The 18,700-nt window shown below is 60.2% G+C and carries 17 protein-coding genes; 5 read left to right on the top strand and 12 right to left on the bottom strand.

Annotation, left to right across the window (positions count from 1 at the left end; all coding sequences use genetic code 11):
- Window positions 1-186 precede the first annotated feature (186 nt).
- From BLV61_RS15980 to BLV61_RS15970, 3 genes are all read right to left on the bottom strand, one after another.
- Window positions 187-462 (bottom strand): HU family DNA-binding protein, encoded by a 276-nt coding sequence (locus tag BLV61_RS15980; RefSeq protein WP_003213368.1) that lies wholly within the window; start codon window positions 460-462, stop codon window positions 187-189.
- A gap of 194 nt (window positions 463-656) precedes the next feature.
- Window positions 657-1,805 carry an NAD(P)/FAD-dependent oxidoreductase gene (locus tag BLV61_RS15975; RefSeq protein ID WP_090466344.1) on the bottom strand — a complete coding sequence of 383 codons (1,149 nt, stop codon included), beginning with the start codon at window positions 1,803-1,805 and terminating at the stop codon, window positions 657-659.
- Between the two features lie 21 nt (window positions 1,806-1,826).
- Window positions 1,827-1,994, bottom strand: a complete 168-nt coding sequence (locus BLV61_RS15970; RefSeq protein WP_007954349.1) for a rubredoxin — start codon at window positions 1,992-1,994, stop codon at window positions 1,827-1,829.
- A 200-nt stretch (window positions 1,995-2,194) separates the two neighbouring features.
- Between BLV61_RS15970 and BLV61_RS15965 the strand changes: the two genes are divergently transcribed.
- A complete protein-coding gene (locus BLV61_RS15965; RefSeq protein ID WP_090466342.1) occupies window positions 2,195-2,758 on the top strand; it encodes a chorismate--pyruvate lyase family protein in 564 nt (187 codons plus the stop codon).
- Window positions 2,758-3,648, top strand: coding sequence for a 4-hydroxybenzoate octaprenyltransferase (gene ubiA, locus BLV61_RS15960; protein ID WP_047535172.1), 891 nt, complete (start codon window positions 2,758-2,760; stop codon window positions 3,646-3,648). Before BLV61_RS15965 ends, ubiA begins: the two co-directional genes overlap by 1 nt.
- A gap of 54 nt (window positions 3,649-3,702) precedes the next feature.
- Here the strand turns inward: ubiA and BLV61_RS15955 are convergent, their stop codons facing one another.
- Window positions 3,703-4,089, bottom strand: coding sequence for a COG4315 family predicted lipoprotein (locus tag BLV61_RS15955; RefSeq protein WP_047535175.1), 387 nt, complete (start codon window positions 4,087-4,089; stop codon window positions 3,703-3,705).
- A 152-nt stretch (window positions 4,090-4,241) separates the two neighbouring features.
- Between BLV61_RS15955 and phoB the strand changes: the two genes are divergently transcribed.
- The 3 genes from phoB (at window position 4,242) to BLV61_RS15940 (ending at window position 7,807) form a co-directional block, all read left to right on the top strand.
- Window positions 4,242-4,931, top strand: coding sequence for a phosphate regulon transcriptional regulator PhoB (gene phoB, locus BLV61_RS15950; RefSeq protein WP_034149326.1), 690 nt, complete (start codon window positions 4,242-4,244; stop codon window positions 4,929-4,931).
- Window positions 4,932-5,068: 137 nt separating this feature from the next.
- Window positions 5,069-6,355 (top strand): phosphate regulon sensor histidine kinase PhoR, encoded by a 1,287-nt coding sequence (phoR, locus tag BLV61_RS15945; protein ID WP_244159981.1) that lies wholly within the window; start codon window positions 5,069-5,071, stop codon window positions 6,353-6,355.
- Between the two features lie 111 nt (window positions 6,356-6,466).
- On the top strand, window positions 6,467-7,807 hold the full coding sequence (locus BLV61_RS15940; protein ID WP_047535182.1) for a hemolysin family protein: 1,341 nt from the start codon (window positions 6,467-6,469) through the stop codon (window positions 7,805-7,807).
- 68 nt (window positions 7,808-7,875) lie between these two features.
- On the opposite strand, the gene BLV61_RS15935 is transcribed toward BLV61_RS15940, so the two are convergent.
- The 8 genes from BLV61_RS15935 to BLV61_RS15900 form a co-directional block, all read right to left on the bottom strand.
- Window positions 7,876-8,772 (bottom strand): peptidoglycan DD-metalloendopeptidase family protein, encoded by an 897-nt coding sequence (locus tag BLV61_RS15935; RefSeq protein WP_047535186.1) that lies wholly within the window; start codon window positions 8,770-8,772, stop codon window positions 7,876-7,878.
- 207 nt (window positions 8,773-8,979) lie between these two features.
- Window positions 8,980-9,897 (bottom strand): response regulator, encoded by a 918-nt coding sequence (locus BLV61_RS15930; protein WP_047535189.1) that lies wholly within the window; start codon window positions 9,895-9,897, stop codon window positions 8,980-8,982.
- Between the two features lie 166 nt (window positions 9,898-10,063).
- Window positions 10,064-10,825 (bottom strand): phosphate signaling complex protein PhoU, encoded by a 762-nt coding sequence (phoU, locus tag BLV61_RS15925; RefSeq protein WP_047535192.1) that lies wholly within the window; start codon window positions 10,823-10,825, stop codon window positions 10,064-10,066.
- A gap of 119 nt (window positions 10,826-10,944) precedes the next feature.
- A complete protein-coding gene (gene pstB / locus BLV61_RS15920) occupies window positions 10,945-11,778 on the bottom strand; it encodes a phosphate ABC transporter ATP-binding protein PstB (RefSeq protein ID WP_047535196.1) in 834 nt (277 codons plus the stop codon).
- A 114-nt stretch (window positions 11,779-11,892) separates the two neighbouring features.
- Window positions 11,893-13,563, bottom strand: a complete 1,671-nt coding sequence (gene pstA / locus BLV61_RS15915; RefSeq protein WP_047535198.1) for a phosphate ABC transporter permease PstA — start codon at window positions 13,561-13,563, stop codon at window positions 11,893-11,895.
- 15 nt (window positions 13,564-13,578) lie between these two features.
- Window positions 13,579-15,861: an ABC transporter permease subunit gene (locus BLV61_RS15910; RefSeq protein WP_047535201.1), complete on the bottom strand. Its 2,283-nt coding sequence runs from the start codon at window positions 15,859-15,861 to the stop codon at window positions 13,579-13,581.
- 163 nt (window positions 15,862-16,024) lie between these two features.
- The gene (locus BLV61_RS15905; RefSeq protein WP_090466337.1) at window positions 16,025-17,026 is read right to left on the bottom strand and encodes a phosphate ABC transporter substrate-binding protein PstS; all 1,002 of its coding nucleotides are present in this window, start codon (window positions 17,024-17,026) and stop codon (window positions 16,025-16,027) included.
- Between the two features lie 231 nt (window positions 17,027-17,257).
- Window positions 17,258-18,556, bottom strand: coding sequence for an MFS transporter (locus BLV61_RS15900; RefSeq protein WP_090466335.1), 1,299 nt, complete (start codon window positions 18,554-18,556; stop codon window positions 17,258-17,260).
- Window positions 18,557-18,700: the final 144 nt, after the last annotated feature.

Below are 18,700 nucleotides of genomic sequence, written 5' to 3'. Positions count from 1 at the left end.
CACGTGCGCCGCGTTTATCCAGTCCACACGCGTTATCGTTAACGACCATCGCGAGCAAGCTCGCCCCTACAGGTGATGTGTTATCAATTTCCGGGATGGCGCGAAAACCAAAAAAATGGGCACCCAACCTGGTTGGCGTGCCCATTCTTTGTTCGGCTCCCCTGCTACGCAGGGTATGGCGACGGATTACGGATTGACGCTGTCTTTCAACGATTTGCCTGGCTTGAACGCAACGGTGTTGCTGGCCTTGATTTTGACGGGCTCACCGGTTTGCGGGTTTTTGCCGGTGCGGGCGCCGCGGTGGCGTTGCAGGAAGGTGCCGAAACCTACCAGCGTGACGCTGTCTTTGCGGTGCAGGGCGCCGGTGATTTCTTCGAGAACGGCGTTGAGAACGCGGTTGGCCTGCTCTTTGGTGAGGTCTGCTTTTTCAGCAATTGCTGCGGCGAGTTCTGGTTTACGCATATTAGTGAAGCCCCTTTGACGGTTTTTTGTTGTTATGTCCGTGCTGCTCTCTGCGGAGCAGCGCCCAAAGCGCCGCAGGTGCTCTACTCTGCGGCAGACGGGAGTGAGGATGGCACGCAGCGAGGAGCCGCGCCAGTGTCGGCGCGGCCAATGTATGGGCAAAAGGGGGGTGATTCCGACAGAACGACCGGTATTTACGCCAGCAGCGCCGGAAGTTCTTTGTTCAGGGCCATTTTTTCCGTCACCGCCGCGCCTGTCAGGGCATAACCGAGCAGTTTGCCGCCGGCATCGCGGCATAACACCTTGATGTCGGCGCCCTGCCCTTCGACGGTCCAAACGCCCTCCGTGCCGCGTGGCGGCGGGGACACCACCAATGGGCACACCGGGGTTTTGACGGTGATGGGCATCGGGCCATAAGTGACCGTCGTCGGGTTGCCGGCGAGGGTCTGGGCCAGCGCTCTCGCACAGCTCATCAGGGGCATTACGTACAACAGGTTCAGCCCATCGACCTCGGCACAGTCGCCCAGGGCGTAGATGTTGGCGTGGGAAGTTTGCAGGTGGCGGTTGACCACGATGCCGCGATTGACTTGCACGCCGGCAGCGGCGGCCAGGTCGATGCGCGGACGCAGGCCAATGGCCGACACGACCACGTCGCACGGGATCACCTGACCATCGGACAGGTGCGCCTCCAGCCCATCAGCGACGCGCTGCAGGCGATTGAGCACCGGCCCGAGGTGGAAGCGTGCGCCGAGGCTTTCCAGCCCGGCCTGCACCGCCGCAGCCGCCGCCGGGTGCAGCAGGGTCGGCATGACTTGTTCGCACGGCGCCACCAGTTGCACCTCGTAGCCGCCCAGACTGAGGTCGTTGGCGAACTCGCAGCCGATCAGGCCGGCGCCGAGCAACAACACCCGACGCTTGCCGGCCGCTGCGGCGCGAAAGCGTGCGTAGTCTTCGAGGTCGTTGATCGGGAATACGCAGTCCGCCGCATCACCTTCGATGGGCACGCGCACGGTTTCTGCGCCCCAGGCCAGGATCAGGTCACGGTAGTACACCGCTTCTTCGCCGATCCACAGGCGCTTGTGGCCCGGGTCGATACCACTGATGCGCGTGTGGGTGCGCACTTCGGCTTTCAACTGCTCGGCCATGGTGCCGGGTTCTGCCATGCTCAGGCCATCGGCGTCTTTGTTTTTGCCGAAACCGGTGGAGAGCATCGGCTTGGAGTAGGAGCGCCCGTCATCGGCGGTAATCAGCAGCAGCGGGGTTTCGCCATCGAGTTTGCGAAACTCGCGGGCCAGGTTGTAGCCCGCCAGTCCGGTGCCGACGATCACGACAGGTGCGTTCATTCCTTACTCCTTCCAGGTGTTTTAGTTGATTTCGATCATTTCGAAATCCATTTTGCCGACGCCGCAATCCGGGCACAGCCAGTCTTCGGGTACGTCCTGCCACAAGGTGCCCGGCGCGATGCCGTCATCCGGCCAGCCGTCGGCTTCGTTGTAGATCAGGCCGCAGACCACACATTGCCACTTTTTCATTCAGGTACTTCCTCAGGATTCAGGCTTTTACCGGCGCGAACGGTCGATGGTTGCAGCGCTGCCGTCCGGCTCAGGGCGTTTTGTACTGATGGGGCCGCGCAGATGCAAGCCTGTTCGGCGCAACGGGCGGCCAGATCACTCAAATTCATGAGCTGACATGTTAAGCTCGCCGCCTCCTTTGCTGCCAATAATGACTCACTGTGCCGCACTCAAAATCCGCTTGCCCGGCCCCGCTCTGGCTTCCTCAAAGCCAACTGACGCCCCTCCCCGATACGTCTACCCTCGACTGGCTATTCGACGAAGGTTCGCTGACCCGCCGCCTGACCCGCTTGTCGAATGACGGCTTCAGCGTTACGCCGCTGTTCGAAGGCTGGCAGACCCTGCGCGCCGACGAATGCGCCGCGCTGGATCTGGCCGACGGCAGTGAGGGCTGGGTTCGCGAGGTGTACCTGCGCGGTCACGGCGAGGCGTGGGTGTTTGCCCGCAGCGTGGCCTCGCGCAGTGCATTGCAGGGCGACGGCTTGCACATGGACGAATTGGGCAGCCGCTCCCTGGGCGAATTGCTGTTTTGCGATCACGCCTTCCAGCGCCGGGCCATCGAGGTTTGCCACTATCCTCAAGCGTGGCTGCCGAACGAGGTCCAGTCGCCTGAGCTATGGGGCCGCCGCTCACGGTTCGACCGTGGCACCTTGAGCGTGCTGGTGGCCGAGATTTTCCTGCCGACCCTGTGGAACGCCGCCCGCGCCCATCCGGAGAATTGCTGATGTACCAGAGCCTGCTCAAGTCCCTGAACCGCTTGAACCCACGGGCCTGGGATTTCATTCAGCTGACGCGCATGGACAAGCCAATCGGCATCTATCTGTTGCTGTGGCCAACGTTGTGGGCGCTGTGGATTGCCGGCAAGGGCTCGCCGTCGCTGGCCAACATCGTGATTTTTGTCCTTGGCGTGGTGCTGACTCGCGCCGGTGGCTGCGTGATCAACGATTGGGCCGACCGCAAGGTCGATGGCCATGTGAAACGCACCGCACAGCGCCCACTGGCGAGCGGCAAGATCAGCTCCAAGGAAGCGTTGGTGTTCTTTGCGCTGCTGATGGGGGTGAGTTTCCTGCTGGTGCTGTGCACCAATGCGACCACGATCTGGCTGTCACTTGGCGGCCTGGCGCTGGCCTTCACTTACCCGTTCATGAAGCGCTACACCTATTACCCGCAGGTGGTGTTGGGCGCGGCGTTTTCCTGGGGCATGCCGATGGCATTCACAGCCGAAACCGGTGATTTGCCGGCAGCGGCGTGGCTGCTATACATCGCCAACCTGATGTGGACAGTGGGCTACGACACCTATTACGCAATGACCGACCGCGACGACGATCTGAAGATCGGCGTGAAGTCCACGGCGATACTGTTTGGCGAAGCGGACCGGGTGATCATCCTGACCCTGCAAGGATTGGCGCTGGGTTGTCTGTTGCTGGCGGGTTCGAAATTCGAGCTCGGTGGCTGGTTCCACCTCGGGTTGGCGGTGGCGGCAGCCTGCTTCGCCTGGGAGTTCTGGTACACCCGCGACAAGGACCGGATGCGCTGTTTCAAGGCGTTTTTGCACAATCACTGGGCCGGGCTGGCGATTTTCGTCGGGATCGTGCTGGATTACGGGTTGCGCTGAGACAGGATTGATATCGCCCCCGCAGAGCATTCATGCGGGGGCGGATCACGTTGGTTACTTCTGCGACTGGTGAACGACGTGCCAGACGTCTTTCATGCCGTCACCCTTCATTTCTCCAGGTTTTTCGTCCTTCACAAAGGTGTACAGCGGCTTACCGTCATACGCCCACTGCATCATGCCGTCATCGCGCTTGATGGGCGTAAATTTGCCTTCGGCCTTGGCGCCGGCCGGAGCCATCATGGGTGGCCAGTTCTTCGCGCAGTCACCATTACACATCGACTTGCCGCCTGAGTCCTTGTCGAACGTGTACACGGTCATGCCTTTATGGTCGACCATCATGCCGTCTTTCATCATCACCGGTTCAGCGGCGAGCGCCAGGGTCGGCAGCGTTAGCACGGCCGTTACCAGTAACGCCTTCCAGGATTGAGCGATGTAATTCATGGAAACCTTCCTTTTGCGGTTGTCAGGATTCGGACTTAGAGCTTAGTTCAGGTTCACGACGATCGCCGGGCGACTAAAATACTGTCACACGACTGCAATAATTCCGTTATCTAATGCGGCGCAAGACAGTTAAATGACAAGAGGATTAAGGCATGGTTGGCAGGAGCATTCTGATCGTCGACGACGAAGCGCCTATTCGCGAAATGATCGCCGTTGCGTTGGAAATGGCCGGCTATGACTGCCTGGAGGCCGAGAACTCCCAGCAGGCCCACGCCATTATCGTCGACCGCAAACCGGACTTGATCCTGCTCGACTGGATGCTGCCCGGCACCTCCGGCATCGAATTGGCCCGCCGCCTCAAGCGCGATGAACTGACCGGTGATATCCCGATCATCATGCTCACCGCCAAGGGCGAAGAGGACAACAAGATCCAGGGCCTGGAAGTCGGTGCCGACGATTACATCACCAAACCTTTTTCCCCCCGTGAGTTGGTCGCGCGCCTCAAAGCCGTGCTGCGCCGCGCCGGTCCTACCGATGGCGAAGCGCCGATTGAAGTCGGTGGCCTGCTGTTGGACCCGATCGGCCACCGCGTGACCATCGACGGCAAACCGGCCGAAATGGGGCCGACCGAATACCGCCTGCTGCAATTCTTCATGACCCACCAGGAACGCGCCTACACGCGCGGCCAGTTGCTGGATCAGGTCTGGGGCGGCAATGTCTATGTCGAAGAGCGCACCGTCGATGTGCACATCCGCCGCCTGCGCAAAGCCCTCGGCGACGCCTACGAAAACCTGGTACAAACCGTGCGCGGAACCGGCTACCGGTTCTCTACAAAGGCATAAAAGCAGTTGCAAGCGCCAAGCTTTAAGCGGCAAGCAGAAGCACAGCCCGCTATAACTTGCAGCTTGCGGCTAGAAACTTGAAGCTGCGCTAGGACGCCCCCTTGAACCAAAACTGGCATGGAACCCTGATTCGCCACATGCTGCTACTGGTCACCGCCTGCCTGGTGATCGGTTTGATCAGCGGCTACTACGGCTGGAGCCTCGCCGCGGGCCTGGGCCTTTACCTGGCCTGGACCCTCAAGCAACTGCTGCGCCTGCACGAGTGGCTGCGCCTGCACCAACCCGATGAAGCCCCGCCCGATGGCTATGGCCTGTGGGGCGAAGTGTTTGACAGCATCTATCACCTGCAGCGTCGCGATCAGCGAGTGCGCGGGCGGTTGCAAGCGGTGATCGACCGGGTTCAGGAATCCACCGCCGCATTGAAAGATGCGGTGGTCATGCTCGACAGCGACGGCAACCTGGAATGGTGGAACCGCGCCGCCGAAACCTTGCTGGGCCTCAAGACGCCACAGGACAGCGGTCAGCCGGTGACCAACCTGGTGCGCCACCCGCGCTTCAAGGAATACTTCGAGCAGGACAGCTACGCCGAGCCGCTGGAAATCCCTTCGCCGACCAACGACCGGATGCGTATTCAGCTGTACATCACCCGCTACGGCAACAACGAGCACCTGATGCTGGTACGCGACGTCACACGCATCCATCAGCTCGAACAGATGCGCAAAGACTTCATCGCCAACGTTTCCCATGAATTACGCACACCCCTGACGGTGATATGCGGCTACCTGGAAACCCTGCTCGACAACGTCGAGGACGTGAACCCGCGCTGGAGTCGCGCCTTGCAGCAAATGCAGCAACAAGGCGGGCGCATGCAGACGCTGCTCAATGACTTGCTGCTGCTGGCCAAGCTCGAAGCGACCGATTACCCATCGGATAACCAGCCAGTGGCCATCGATGGCCTGTTGCAGTCGATCAAGAGTGACGCTCAGCAGCTCTCCGGCCAGAAAAACCAGCACATCACCCTGGAAGCCGACCCGACGATTCTGCTCAAGGGCAGCGAAGCCGAACTGCGCAGCGCTTTTTCCAACCTGGTGTTCAACGCGGTCAAGTACACCCAGGCCGAAGGCAACATCCGCATACGCTGGTGGGGCGATGAACAAGGCGCACACTTGAGCGTGCAGGACTCCGGGATCGGCATCGACAGCAAACACTTGCCGCGCCTGACCGAACGCTTCTATCGCGTTGACTCCAGTCGCAACTCCAATACCGGCGGCACCGGGTTGGGGCTGGCGATCGTCAAACACGTGCTGCTGCGGCACCGCGCACGAATGGAAATCAGCAGCGTGCCGGGGCACGGGAGCACTTTTACCTGCCATTTCGCCCCCGCCCAGGTCAGCAAATCCAGAGTCATTAGTCCAACGGACTGATGGCAGTACTAGGCAATCGCTGAGTCAGCCGCTACATTGGCTGACTTGTGCCTGCCTTTCAGGCCCACTTTTTCTTTCCTTTCGAATACACGGAACCCGCAAAACTCCATCATGGACCCTTCCCCTGGTTTGACCCTCGCCACACTATTCGCCGACTTCGGCATGATTCTTTTTGCTCTGATCCTGGTGTTGCTCAACGGTTTTTTCGTTGCGGCGGAATTTGCCATGGTCAAATTGCGCTCGACCCGGGTCGAAGCCATCGCTGAACAACACGGCTGGCGCGGGCAGATCCTGCGGACCGTGCACAGCCAGCTCGATGCCTACCTGTCGGCGTGCCAATTGGGCATCACCCTCGCCTCCCTGGGCCTCGGCTGGGTCGGCGAACCGGCGTTCGCGCACATCCTCGAACCGCTGCTCGACGCCGTCGGCGTGCAGTCGGCCGAAGTGATCAAAGGCGTTTCGTTCTTCGCTGCGTTTTTTGTCATCTCGTACCTGCACATCGTGGTCGGCGAACTGGCCCCGAAATCCTGGGCCATCCGCAAGCCCGAGCTGCTGTCGCTGTGGACCGCCGTGCCGCTGTACCTGTTCTACTGGGCCATGTACCCGGCGATCTACTTGCTCAACGCCAGCGCCAACGCGATCCTGCGCATCGCTGGCCAGGGCGAGCCCGGCCCGCATCACGAGCATCACTACAGCCGCGAAGAACTGAAACTGATCCTGCACTCCAGCCGTGGCCAGGACCCGAGCGACCAAGGCATGCGCGTATTGGCTTCGGCGGTGGAAATGGGCGAACTGGAGGTGGTCGACTGGGCCAACTCCCGCGAAGACCTGGTGACACTGGAGTTCAACGCCCCCCTCAAGGAAATCCTGGCGATGTTCCGTCGTCACAAGTTCAGCCGTTATCCGGTGTACGACAGCGAGCGCCAGGAGTTCGTCGGCTTGCTGCACATCAAGGACCTGCTGCTTGAACTGGCGGCACTGGATCATATTCCCGAGTCGTTCAACCTGGCCGAACTGACCCGTCCGCTGGAGCGCGTGTCCAGGCACATGCCGCTGTCGCAACTGCTCGAACAGTTCCGCAAGGGCGGCTCGCACTTCGCCGTGGTTGAAGAGGCCGACGGCAACATCATCGGCTACCTGACCATGGAAGACGTGCTGGAAGTGCTGGTGGGCGACATTCAGGACGAACACCGCAAGGCCGAACGCGGGATCCTCGCCTACCAGCCGGGCAAACTGCTGGTACGGGGCGATACGCCACTGTTCAAGGTCGAACGGCTGCTGGGCATCGACCTGGACCACGTTGAAGCCGAAACCCTCGCAGGGCTGGTCTACGAAACCCTGAAACGCGTACCGGAAGAGGAAGAAGTGCTGGAAGTCGAAGGCCTGCGCATCATCATCAAGAAGATGAAAGGGCCGAAGATCATTCTGGCCAAGGTCTTGATGCTGGACTGAGTGCAGCACCCGTCGCTTGTGGCGAGGGAGCTTGCTTCCTCGCCACAATTAGTTTTCGCAAGCCCTCGTTATTGCTTGCCCAACGCAAAGTTGGGCAATGAGCTCACCGGTTGGTTGAACTGATACGGAATTGACACCAGGCCCATCCCGGTATTGCGCTGCACCACGAAATGCAGGTGCGGCCCGCTGCTGTTGCCGGTATTGCCCGACAGCGCGAGCGCGGTGCCCACCATGACCCTTTGCCCCTCCCGAACGCTGACCGAGCCTTTTTTCAGGTGCAGGTACACGCCCATGGTCCCGTCATCGTGCAACACCCGCACGAAATTGCCCGATGGATTGGTGCCGCGTCCGGTCTGTCCGTTTTCGATCTTCACCACGACTCCGCCACGTGCGGCAATGATCGGTGTGCCTTCGGGCATGGCGATGTCGATGGCGTAACGGTTCTTCGGCCCAAAGTGGCTGTATTGGCCCTCGGCACCCTGACTCACCCGAAACGGCCCGCCACGCCAGGGCAACGGGTATCGATAGGCCATGGAGGCACCTGCGGGGTCGCCCAGGGAGTATTCGAACCTGGGGATATAGGCGATCGGCCTTGTGGCCTCTGTGGCCGTGAGCATCGCCAGGCGAATGCTGCTGCGTGACGGCATCACCCGACGAATCGGCCGGCTCGGCGCGCCACTGACGTTCTTCAAGCCATCGAAACTCAATTCGATTTCCACCGGCGCATAGAGGTCGTTTCGCACGTATACGCTGTCCACGCCTTCCTTCTTCATGATCACCAGGTACACCTGACGCTCAAGGTGCTCTTCCATGCGATCGCGGAAGGTGAACACCTTGGAGCCTTTCGTGGGGCGGTCACTGTAGGAGACCACGCCATTGGCGTCGGTGGACTTGTAGATAGTCACGGCCATCGCCGGGGTGGCGGCCATGAACAGACCACATAAAAACAGCAGGCGCGCGAGCATGGGCAGGATTCTGTCGTGTGAGGCCTGGAATGAGCCTAGCAGTCGGAATTGACCTGTGTTGTCGGCAGATGTTTCAAAGTGGATGGTTTAGCAGATGTGTGGTGATTGCTCTAGCGTCATCGCGGGCAAGTTCGCCCCCACAGGTTCTGCACTGTACCTGTGGGAGCGGGCTCGCCCGCGATGGCTGGCTGACAGGCGACGCCTGACTTACGCGCCCGGAACGAAGTGCTTCTGTGCGGTGCCACGGGCGATCAGGCGGGAAATGTAATCGAGCTTCTGCGAGTCCTGATCGACGAAACGGAAGGTCAATTGCAACCAGTCGCTGTCCGGCTTGGGCTCATGGGCGACGACGGCGTGCAAATAGCCATTCAGACGAGCCGTCTCGGCGTTGTCGCCCTGCTCCAGGTCGAGCACGGCACTGTCCAATACTTGTGGCAGTGTTTCGGAGCGCTTCACCACCAGCAGCGCTTCCTTGAGGCTCAGCGCCTTGATCACGCATTGCTGGATACCGTTGGGCAGGCGCAATTGCCCCTGACCACGCCCACCCGCCCCAGAGGCAGCCGGAGCGGGCGCCTTGACCGGCGGACTGTTGAGCAAACCACGGGATGGCGCGGCAGCAGGAGTCGGGGCAGAAGGCGATGGCGCGACCACGGTGGCCTTGCCGCCAGTCAATGCATTCAGGGAGTCGTTGCCGAACGCCGAAGTCGTTTTGGTCGATGCAACGTTCACCAACGCGTCGAGCTTGCCGACCTTGTGCAGTGCCTGCCTGACCTTATTGATCAATTGCTCGTTGGTGAACGGCTTGCTGACATAGCCAGAAACCCCGGCCTGGATTGCCTGGACGACGTTCTCCTTGTCGCCACGGCTGGTCACCATCACAAACGGCATGGTTTTGAGGCTGTCCTGCGCGCGACACCAAGTCAGCAGTTCCAGGCCGGACATTTCCGGCATTTCCCAGTCGCACAGCACCAGGTCGAACGCTTCCCGGGCCAGCAATGCCTGGGCCTTTTTGCCATTGATTGCGTCTTCGATCCGCATGCCCGGGAAATAGTTACGCAGGCATTTCTTCACCAGGTCACGAATAAACGAGGCATCGTCCACGACCAACACACTGACCTTACTCATCCATAACCCCTTAAAAAACCCCGGCAAGCATACCGCTTTGCTGATGGCACATTGCCAAAACCTTCAGTCACGCCGGGACTTTTCGTTCGCGGGTGCTGCTTTTCGAATTCGAGAGCCGCAAACAAAAACGCCCGGCCAACAGGCCGGGCGCTTTACTTGGGCAATCTTACTTATCGTCAGGTTTGCCCGGAACATTAGCGGTTTCGCCGGCGGTTCCTTCAACTTCTTCTTTCATGCGCTTGAGGCCAAGGTGACGTACGTCAGTGCCGCGCACCAGGTAAATCACCAACTCGGAAATATTGCGCGCGTGGTCGCCGATGCGCTCCAGCGAGCGCAGCACCCAGATAATGCTCAAGACGCGCGAGATAGACCGCGGGTCTTCCATCATGTAGGTCGCCAGCTCACGCAGAGCGGTCTTGTATTCACGGTCGATGATTTTGTCGTACTGCGCCACTGACAACGCCAGATCGGCGTCGAAACGGGCAAAGGCGTCCAACGCGTCACGAACCATGTTACGGACCTGGTCGCCGATGTGGCGCACTTCGACGTAGCCGCGTGGCGCTTCGCCTTCTTCGCACAACTGGATGGCACGACGGGCGATCTTGGTCGCTTCATCACCGATGCGCTCCAGGTCGATCACCGACTTGGAGATGCTGATGATCAGACGCAGGTCAGACGCCGCCGGCTGACGACGGGCCAGAATGCGCAGGCATTCTTCGTCGATGTTGCGTTCCATCTGATTGATCTGGTCGTCGATTTCGCGAACCTGCTGGGCCAGGCCGGAATCGGCCTCGATCAGCGCGGTGACCGCGTCGTTGACCTGTTTTTCCACCAGACCGCCCATGGCCAGGAGGTGGCTGCGCACTTCCTCCAGTTCGGCGTTGAACTGCTGGGAGATGTGGTGGGTAAGGCCTTCTTTGCTAATCATCTGTTTCGCTCCGCGAAAGTTGCAAGCTTCAAGCTGCAAGCTTCAAGCAGTTATGTATAAGTCCTGATATCGCACCGCTTCTCTTGCCGCTTGCAGCTTGACGCTTGCGGCTGTAGGGGCTAGCCGTAACGACCGGTGATGTAGTCTTCGGTCTGCTTCTTCGCCGGATTGGTGAACAGGGTGTCGGTGTCGCCGAATTCCACCAGTTTGCCCATGTACATGAACGCCGTGTAGTCGGATACCCGAGCGGCCTGTTGCATGTTGTGGGTCACGATGACGATGGTGAATTTGGATTTCAGTTCGTAGATCAGCTCTTCGACTTTCAGCGTCGAGATCGGGTCGAGTGCCGAGCACGGTTCATCGAGCAGCAGCACTTCCGGTTCCACGGCGATGGTGCGGGCGATCACCAGACGTTGCTGCTGACCACCGGACAGGCCCAGTGCCGATTCATGCAGACGGTCTTTGACTTCATCCCACAGGGCCGCGCCTTTCAACGCCCACTCGACCGCTTCGTCGAGGATGCGCTTCTTGTTGATGCCCTGGATCCGCAGGCCGTAAACCACGTTTTCATAGATGGTTTTCGGGAACGGGTTGGGCTTCTGGAACACCATGCCGACGCGACGACGCAGCTCGGCCACGTCTTCGCCCTTGCGATAGATGTTGTTGCCGTACAGGTTGATCGCGCCTTCGACGCGGCAGCCGTCCACCAGATCGTTCATGCGGTTAAACGTACGCAGCAATGTGGACTTGCCGCAGCCGGACGGGCCGATGAAGGCGGTCACGCGCTGTTTCGGGATGTTCATGCTGACGTCGTACAGCGCTTGTTTCTCACCGTAGAACAGGCTCAGGCTCGGCACCTCGATGGCCACGGTTTCCTGCTCGAGATTCAGGCTCTGCTTGTCGCGACCCAGGGCCGACATGTTGATGCCGTGAGTATGTGCTTCGTGCTGCATGGGGTCTCACTCCGTTCGTAGCTGCAGGCTTCTAGCTGCAAGCTGCAAGTTTGAGCAAAAGCGGCTTGCGGCCTAAAGCTTGCCGCTTGGAACTTGCCGCTTGTGGCTTATTTATCAGCTATCCAGCGCTTTGTATTTTTCGCGCAGGTGGTTACGGATCCACACGGCCGACAGGTTCAATGTCGCGATCACCAGTACCAGCAGCAGCGCCGTGGCGTATACCAGCGGCCGCGCGGCCTCGACGTTCGGGCTCTGGAAGCCGACGTCATAGATATGGAAGCCCAAGTGCATGATCTTCTGGTCCAGGTGCAGGTACGGGTAGTTGCCGTCCACCGGCAGCGACGGCGCCAGTTTCACCACACCCACCAGCATCAGCGGCGCCACCTCACCGGCGGCGCGTGCCACGGCGAGGATCATGCCGGTCATCATCGCCGGGCTGGCCATCGGCAGCACGATCTTCCACAAGGTTTCAGCCTTGGTCGCGCCGAGGGCCAACGAGCCTTCGCGAACGGTGCGAGGAATCCGCGCCAGGCCTTCTTCAGTGGCCACGATCACCACCGGCACCGCCAGCAGGGCCAGGGTCAGCGAAGCCCAGAGCAGGCCCGGCGTACCGAAGGTCGGTGCCGGCAAGGCTTCCGGGAAGAACAACCGGTCGACCGAGCCACCCAGCACGTAGACGAAGAAGCCCAGACCGAACACGCCGTACACGATGGCCGGAACGCCCGCCAGGTTGTTCACCGCGATGCGGATCACGCGGGTCAGGGTGTTCTGCTTGGCGTATTCACGCAGGTACACCGCCGCCAGCACGCCGAACGGGGTGACGATCATCGCCATGATCAAAGTCATCATCACGGTGCCGAAGATCGCCGGGAAAATCCCGCCTTCGGTGTTCGCTTCACGCGGGTCGTCGCTCAGGAATTCCCAGACCTTGCTGAAGTAGAAGCCGATCTTGGTCAGGGTGCTCATCGCGTTCGGCTGATAGGCGTGAACCACTTTGCCGATGCCGATTTCCACTTCCTTGCCGTTGGCATCGCGGGCCGTCAGGCTGTCGCGGTTGAACTGCGCGTGCAGATCGGCCAGACGTGCTTCGATCTCTTGATAGCGAGCGTTCAGCTCAGCGCGCTCGGATTCCATGTCCGCTTGCGCGGCAGGGTCGAGTTTGCCTTCCAGCTCCAGCTTGCGACCGTGCAAGCGGATGCGCTCGAGACCGGCGTTGATCGCGCCGATGTCGGTTTTTTCCAGGCTCTTGAGCTGCGCAGCCAGCTTGTTGACGCGATCGACACGGGCCTGCAACTCAGGCCATGCGGCTTCGCCTTCAGCGATGACCTTGCCATCCTGTTTGACGTTGACCAGGTAGCCGTAGAAGTTGCCCCACTCACGACGCTCGATGGCCATCAGCTCCGGCGGCGTCGTCTGGTTGGTCAGCCACTCGCCGACGGTCCAGGTGAAGTCGTTGCCGTTCAGGTCGCGGTTGCCGACCTTGATCAGCTCGCGGGTCATGAATTCCGGGCCTTGATCCGGCACCGGCAAACCAGCGGACTTCAGACGTGCGCGGGGCACTTCTTCCTTCTGTACCACTTCGCCAATGACCAGGTGATTAGCCTGGCCCGGCACGTCGTAGTTGGCGTGGATCAGATCCGCCGGCCAGAAGTGACCCAGGCCGCGCACGGCGATCACCGCCAGCAGGCCAATGGTCATGATGACCGCGATGGACACCGCGCCACCGCTGATCCAGACGCCGGGGGCGCCGCTCTTGAACCATCCATTCAGGGAGTTCTGTTTCACAGACTTCTACCTTTCTTAAAGCGACGAGTATTTCTTGCGCAGACGCTGACGAATCAGTTCCGCGAGGGTGTTCATGACGAAGGTGAACAACAGCAACACCAGCGCCGAGAGGAACAGCACGCGGTAGTGACTGCCGCCGACTTCCGATTCGGGCATTTCCACCGCGACGTTGGCGGCCAGGGTGCGCAGACCTTCGAACAGGTTCATCTCCATGACCGGGGTGTTACCGGTGGCCATCAACACGATCATGGTTTCACCGACCGCACGGCCCATGCCGATCATCAGCGCCGAGAAGATGCCCGGGCTGGCGGTGAGGATCACCACGCGCGTCATGGTCTGCCACGGCGTGGCACCGAGGGCCAGGGAGCCGAGGGTGAGGCCACGCGGTACGCTGAACACGGCGTCTTCGGCGATGGAGTAGATGTTCGGGATGACCGCAAAGCCCATGGCCAGGCCGACCACCAGTGCGTTGCGCTGGTCGTAGGTGATGCCCAGGTCGTGGGAGATCCACATGCGCATGTCGCCGCCGAAGAACCAGTTCTCCATGAACGGGCTCATGTACAGCGAGAGCCAGCCAACGAAGAGGATCACCGGGATCAGGATCGCGCTTTCCCAGCCATCGGGCACTTTCAGGCGAATGGATTCAGGCAGGCGACTGAAGACGAAACCGGCGACCAGAATGCCGATCGGCAGGAGCATCAGCAGGCTGAAGATGCCCGGCAAGTGCCCTTCCACATACGGGGCGAGGAACAGACCGGCGAAGAAACCGAGGATCACCGTCGGCATCGCTTCCATCAGTTCGATCACCGGCTTGACCTTGCGGCGCATGCCCGGTGCCATGAAGTACGCGGTGTAGATCGCAGCGGCGACGGCCAGTGGAGCCGCCAGCAGCATCGCGTAGAACGCGGCCTTGAGGGTACCGAAGGTCAGCGGCGACAGGCTCAGCTTGGGTTCGAAATCGGTGTTGGCGGCGGTCGATTGCCAGACGTATTTAGGCTCGTCGTAGTTCTCGTACCAGACCTTGCTCCACAGCGCGCTCCACGAGACTTCCGGGTGCGGGTTGTCGAGCAGCAACGGTTGCAGCTTGCCGCCGGCTTCCACGATCACGCGGTTGGCCCGTGGCGACAGGCCGAAAATGCCCTGGCCTTCGACCACTTGATCCACCAGCAAGGTGCGGTGGGCCGTACTGTGGAATACGCCGAGCTTGCCGGAGGCGTCGAGGGCGATAAAGCCCTTGCGGCGTTCTTCGGCAGTGATTTCAACAATAGGCGTGGTGCCCATCTGGAAGGTACGGATCTGCTTGAGGCGTTGTTCACCGTCCTGATCGCGCGCCATGAACCATTGAGCCAGGCCACCTTTGGAGTCGCCGATGATCAGCGAGATACCGCCAACCAACTGAGTGCTGGCCGTGACTTGGGCTTCACCGTCTTCCAGCAGTTTGTAGCGACCGTTGAGACTCTTGTCGCGCAGGCTGAATACGTCGGCCTGGGCACGCCCGTTGACCACGTACAGCCACTGCTGACGCGGATCGACGAAGATGTTTTTCACCGGTTCGGTCATTTGCGGCAGATCGATACGCTTCTGCTCGTTGGTGATTTCGCCGGTCATCATGTTTTCTTCGCTGGTGAGCGACAACACATTGAGTTGCGAACCGGTGGCGCCAACCAGCATCAGGGTCGAATCGTTGGCATTGAGGCTGACGTGCTCAAGCGCACCACCCGCCTCGTTCACCACGATAGGTGCTTCGCCGTACGGGTACTCGACCGCTGGCGAAATGGTTTTCTTGCCTTGCGGGTAGCTGACTTTATAGGTGTGACGGAACACCAGCGCCTGACCGTTGGACAGGCCCACGGCCACCAACGGGTGACCTGGCTGGTCTTCTCCGATGGAGGTCACGGTGACGCCGGCCGGAACAGGCAAATCGACGCGCTTGAGTTCAGCGCCACTGTCGATATCGAAGAACAGCGCCTGGCCTTTGTCGGAAACCCGCATGGCCACTTGGTTCTGCTCTTCCAGGGAGATCATCAGCGGCTTGCCGGCGTCTTGCATCCAGGCAGGCGTGATGGCGTCCTTGGCGGTCAGGCTGGCACCCTGGAACAGGGGCGCGACGACGTAGGCAAGGAAGAAAAAGATCAACGTGATCGCACCCAGCACGGCCAGGCCACCCACGAGGACGTACCAGCGGGTCAGGCGATCTTTGAGCGCGCGAATGCGGCGCTTGCGTTGCAGCTCAGGCGTATTGAAATCAATCCGCTTGGGGGGATTTGTAGTCATGTTGGAATTGGCCAGATCATTCATGCGCACACCCTAGCGATCCTGTATGACAGAAAGATGACAATGCAGTGACGCAACAAATCCGCCGCCAGCGGTGGCTGGCAGTGGATAGAGAATTAGAGGTGTATGAGGGCAGCTCCTGCCGCCCCCATGTGAATCCGGTGAAGTTCACACCGGACTCAATTTGTTACTTTTTTGCGACTTCAGCGCCGCCTTCCGACAGCCCCAGGTCAGCCAGTGCTTTTGCAGCAACCTTGGCTGGCAGTGGGATGTAACCGTCTTTCACGACCACTTCCTGACCCTGTTTCGACAGAACCAGTTTCACGAACTCGGCTTCCAGCGGGGCCAGAGGCTTGTTCGGGGCCTTGTTGACGTATACGTACAGGAAGCGGGACAGCGGGTATTTGCCGTTCAGGGCGTTTTCTTCGCTGTCTTCAATGAAGTCGGTGCTGCCTTTCTTGGCCAGGGCCACGGTCTTCACGCTGGCGGTCTTGTAACCGATGCCCGAGTAACCGATGCCGTTCAGCGAGGAGCTGATCGACTGCACGACCGAAGCCGAACCTGGTTGTTCGTTGACGTTTGGTTTGTAGTCGCCTTTGCACAGGGCTTCTTCTTTGAAGTAGCCATAGGTGCCGGATACCGAGTTACGACCGAACAGTTGAACCGGCTTGTTGGCCAGGTCGCCGGTCACGCCCAGGTCACCCCAGGTTTTGACTTCGGTCTTGGCGCCGCACAGACGAGTGGACGAGAAGATCGCGTCGACTTGTTCCATGGTCAGGTGCTGGATCGGGTTGTCCTTGTGCACGAACACCGCCAGGGCGTCCACGGCAACCGGGATAGCGGTTGGCTTGTAGCCGTACTTCTGCTCGAAGGCAGCCAGTTCGGTGTCCTTCATCTTGCGGCTCATCGGGCCCAGGTTAGAGGTGCCTTCAGTCAGCGCAGGTGGCGCGGTGGCGGAGCCAGCGGCCTGAATCTGGATGTTTACGTTCGGGTATTCTTTTTTGTAGTTCTCAGCCCACAGGGTCATGAGGTTGGCCAGGGTATCGGAACCGACGCTGGACAGGTTGCCCGACACACCAGTGGTCTTGGTGTAGCTCGGGATCGACGGGTCAACAGCGGCAACCGCGTTGGCAGTCGCAACGCCAGCAGCGACAAAAGTCATTGCCGCCATCAAACGCTTCAGTTTCATGCCTTACTCCTAGCAGATAGGGTGTGTTAGTCGGGGCCAAGTATCAGCAGGCCGTGTGAACACTCTATGGCTGAAATATGACAATTAGATGAAAGGCCAGCATCGCGTTTTTACCGGGTGATTCGGGGCGCCCCAAATCGCTAGCAGGCTAGCTCCCACATTGGAATGCATTTCAATGTGGGAGCTAGCCTGCTAGCGATAGGACCGGTACAGCCACAGAGGACCGCGGGATCAGCGCCCTTTCTTCCAGAGATAACCGCCCACCACAATCCCGACGCCACACAGCACCGCCACATAATAGGCCGGCCCCATCGGGCTTTCCTTGAGCAACAAACTGACGATCATCGGCGTCAGGCCACCGAAAATGGCGTAGGCCACGTTGTAGGAAAAGGACAAGCCGCTAAAGCGCACCACAGGCGGGAACGCCTTGACCATGACGTACGGCACCGCACCGATGGTGCCGACCAGCAGGCCGGTCAGGGCATACAGCGGGAACAGCCAGTCAGGATGGTCAGCCAGGCTGTGGTAGAAGGTCCAGGAGCTGGCCAGCAGGGCCGCACAACCGAATACGAACACCCGCCCCGCACCAAAACGATCGGCCAATGCGCCGGCAATGATGCAACCAACGCTAAGGAAAATGATCGCCACACTGTTCGCCTGCAGGGATGTGGTTGGCGAGAAGTGATAGACCGTTTGCAACACGGTCGGGGTCATCAGAATCAACACCACGATCCCGGCGGACAACAGCCAGGTCAGCAGCATGGAAATCGCGATGGCACCACGATGGTCACGCAGCACCGCACGCAGCGGCACTTCTTCGGCCAGGGCCTTGCGCAATTGCAGTTCGGCGAACACCGGGGTTTCGTGCAACCAGCGGCGCAGGTACACCGAGAAAAGGCCAAACACACCGCCCAACAGGAACGGAATCCGCCAGGCGTAATCCGCCACTTCCACCGGGGTGTAAAGGCTGTTGATCGCCGTCGCCACCAGAGATCCCAGGAGGATGCCCGCCGTCAGACCGCTGGTCAGCGTGCCGCAGGCGTAGCCGATGTGCCGTTGCGGTACGTGCTCGGAAACGAAGACCCAGGCGCCCGGCACTTCGCCGCCAATGGCCGCGCCCTGGATCACCCGCATCAGCAGCAACAGGATAGGCGCCCACATGCCGATCTGCGCATAGGTCGGCAGCAGGCCCATGATCAGGGTCGGCACCGCCATCATGAAAATGCTCAAGGTGAACATTTTCTTGCGCCCCAGCAGGTCGCCGAAGTGCGCCATCACGATGCCGCCCAGCGGCCGCGCCAGGTAACCGGCGGCGAAGATGCCGAAAGTCTGCATCAAACGCAGCCACTCAGGCATGTCCGCCGGGAAGAACAGTTTCCCCACCACCGTGGCAAAGAACACGAAAATGATGAAGTCGTAGAATTCCAGCGCGCCGCCCAGGGCCGACAGCGATAGGGTCTTGTAGTCGTTGCGGGTCAGCGGACGTGCAGGTTGGCTTGGCTGCGCGATACTCGAGGGCGCTGTGGTCATGGCAAGGGCTTCTCTTATAGTCAAATCTGCCGCCCCAACAACGCTGGCAAGGGCTCGGGCAGGACCGGCACCATAACAAATTGTTCGAAAAAGCACATAGAGGCGCGTTTTTGACAGTCAAAATGAGAACCGGACGGTCGTCTC

This window comes from Pseudomonas mohnii, from assembly GCF_900105115.1.
Classification (GTDB): Bacteria; Pseudomonadota; Gammaproteobacteria; order Pseudomonadales; family Pseudomonadaceae; genus Aquipseudomonas; species Aquipseudomonas mohnii.
Note: the sequence above shows the minus strand (reverse complement) of the source record. Positions and strands in the feature narration are given on the sequence as shown.

Bases quoted from the DNA above. Each gene is read 5' to 3' on its own strand.
- BLV61_RS15940 (WP_047535182.1), top strand. From the start codon at position 6,467: ATGGACCCTTCCCCTGGTTTGACCCTCGCCACACTATTCGCCGACTTC.
- BLV61_RS15970 (WP_007954349.1), bottom strand. From the start codon at position 1,994: ATGAAAAAGTGGCAATGTGTGGTCTGCGGCCTGATCTACAACGAAGCC.
- BLV61_RS15955 (WP_047535175.1), bottom strand. From the start codon at position 4,089: ATGAATTACATCGCTCAATCCTGGAAGGCGTTACTGGTAACGGCCGTG.
- BLV61_RS15935 (WP_047535186.1), bottom strand. From the start codon at position 8,772: ATGCTCGCGCGCCTGCTGTTTTTATGTGGTCTGTTCATGGCCGCCACC.
- phoR (WP_244159981.1), top strand. From the start codon at position 5,069: ATGCTGCTACTGGTCACCGCCTGCCTGGTGATCGGTTTGATCAGCGGC.
- ubiA (WP_047535172.1), top strand. From the start codon at position 2,758: ATGTACCAGAGCCTGCTCAAGTCCCTGAACCGCTTGAACCCACGGGCC.
- BLV61_RS15905 (WP_090466337.1), bottom strand. From the start codon at position 17,026: ATGAAACTGAAGCGTTTGATGGCGGCAATGACTTTTGTCGCTGCTGGC.
- BLV61_RS15975 (WP_090466344.1), bottom strand. From the start codon at position 1,805: ATGAACGCACCTGTCGTGATCGTCGGCACCGGACTGGCGGGCTACAAC.
- BLV61_RS15930 (WP_047535189.1), bottom strand. From the start codon at position 9,897: ATGAGTAAGGTCAGTGTGTTGGTCGTGGACGATGCCTCGTTTATTCGT.
- BLV61_RS15900 (WP_090466335.1), bottom strand. From the start codon at position 18,556: ATGACCACAGCGCCCTCGAGTATCGCGCAGCCAAGCCAACCTGCACGT.
- BLV61_RS15980 (WP_003213368.1), bottom strand. From the start codon at position 462: ATGCGTAAACCAGAACTCGCCGCAGCAATTGCTGAAAAAGCAGACCTC.
- pstB (WP_047535196.1), bottom strand. From the start codon at position 11,778: ATGCAGCACGAAGCACATACTCACGGCATCAACATGTCGGCCCTGGGT.
- BLV61_RS15910 (WP_047535201.1), bottom strand. From the start codon at position 15,861: ATGAATGATCTGGCCAATTCCAACATGACTACAAATCCCCCCAAGCGG.
- phoU (WP_047535192.1), bottom strand. From the start codon at position 10,825: ATGATTAGCAAAGAAGGCCTTACCCACCACATCTCCCAGCAGTTCAAC.
- phoB (WP_034149326.1), top strand. From the start codon at position 4,242: ATGGTTGGCAGGAGCATTCTGATCGTCGACGACGAAGCGCCTATTCGC.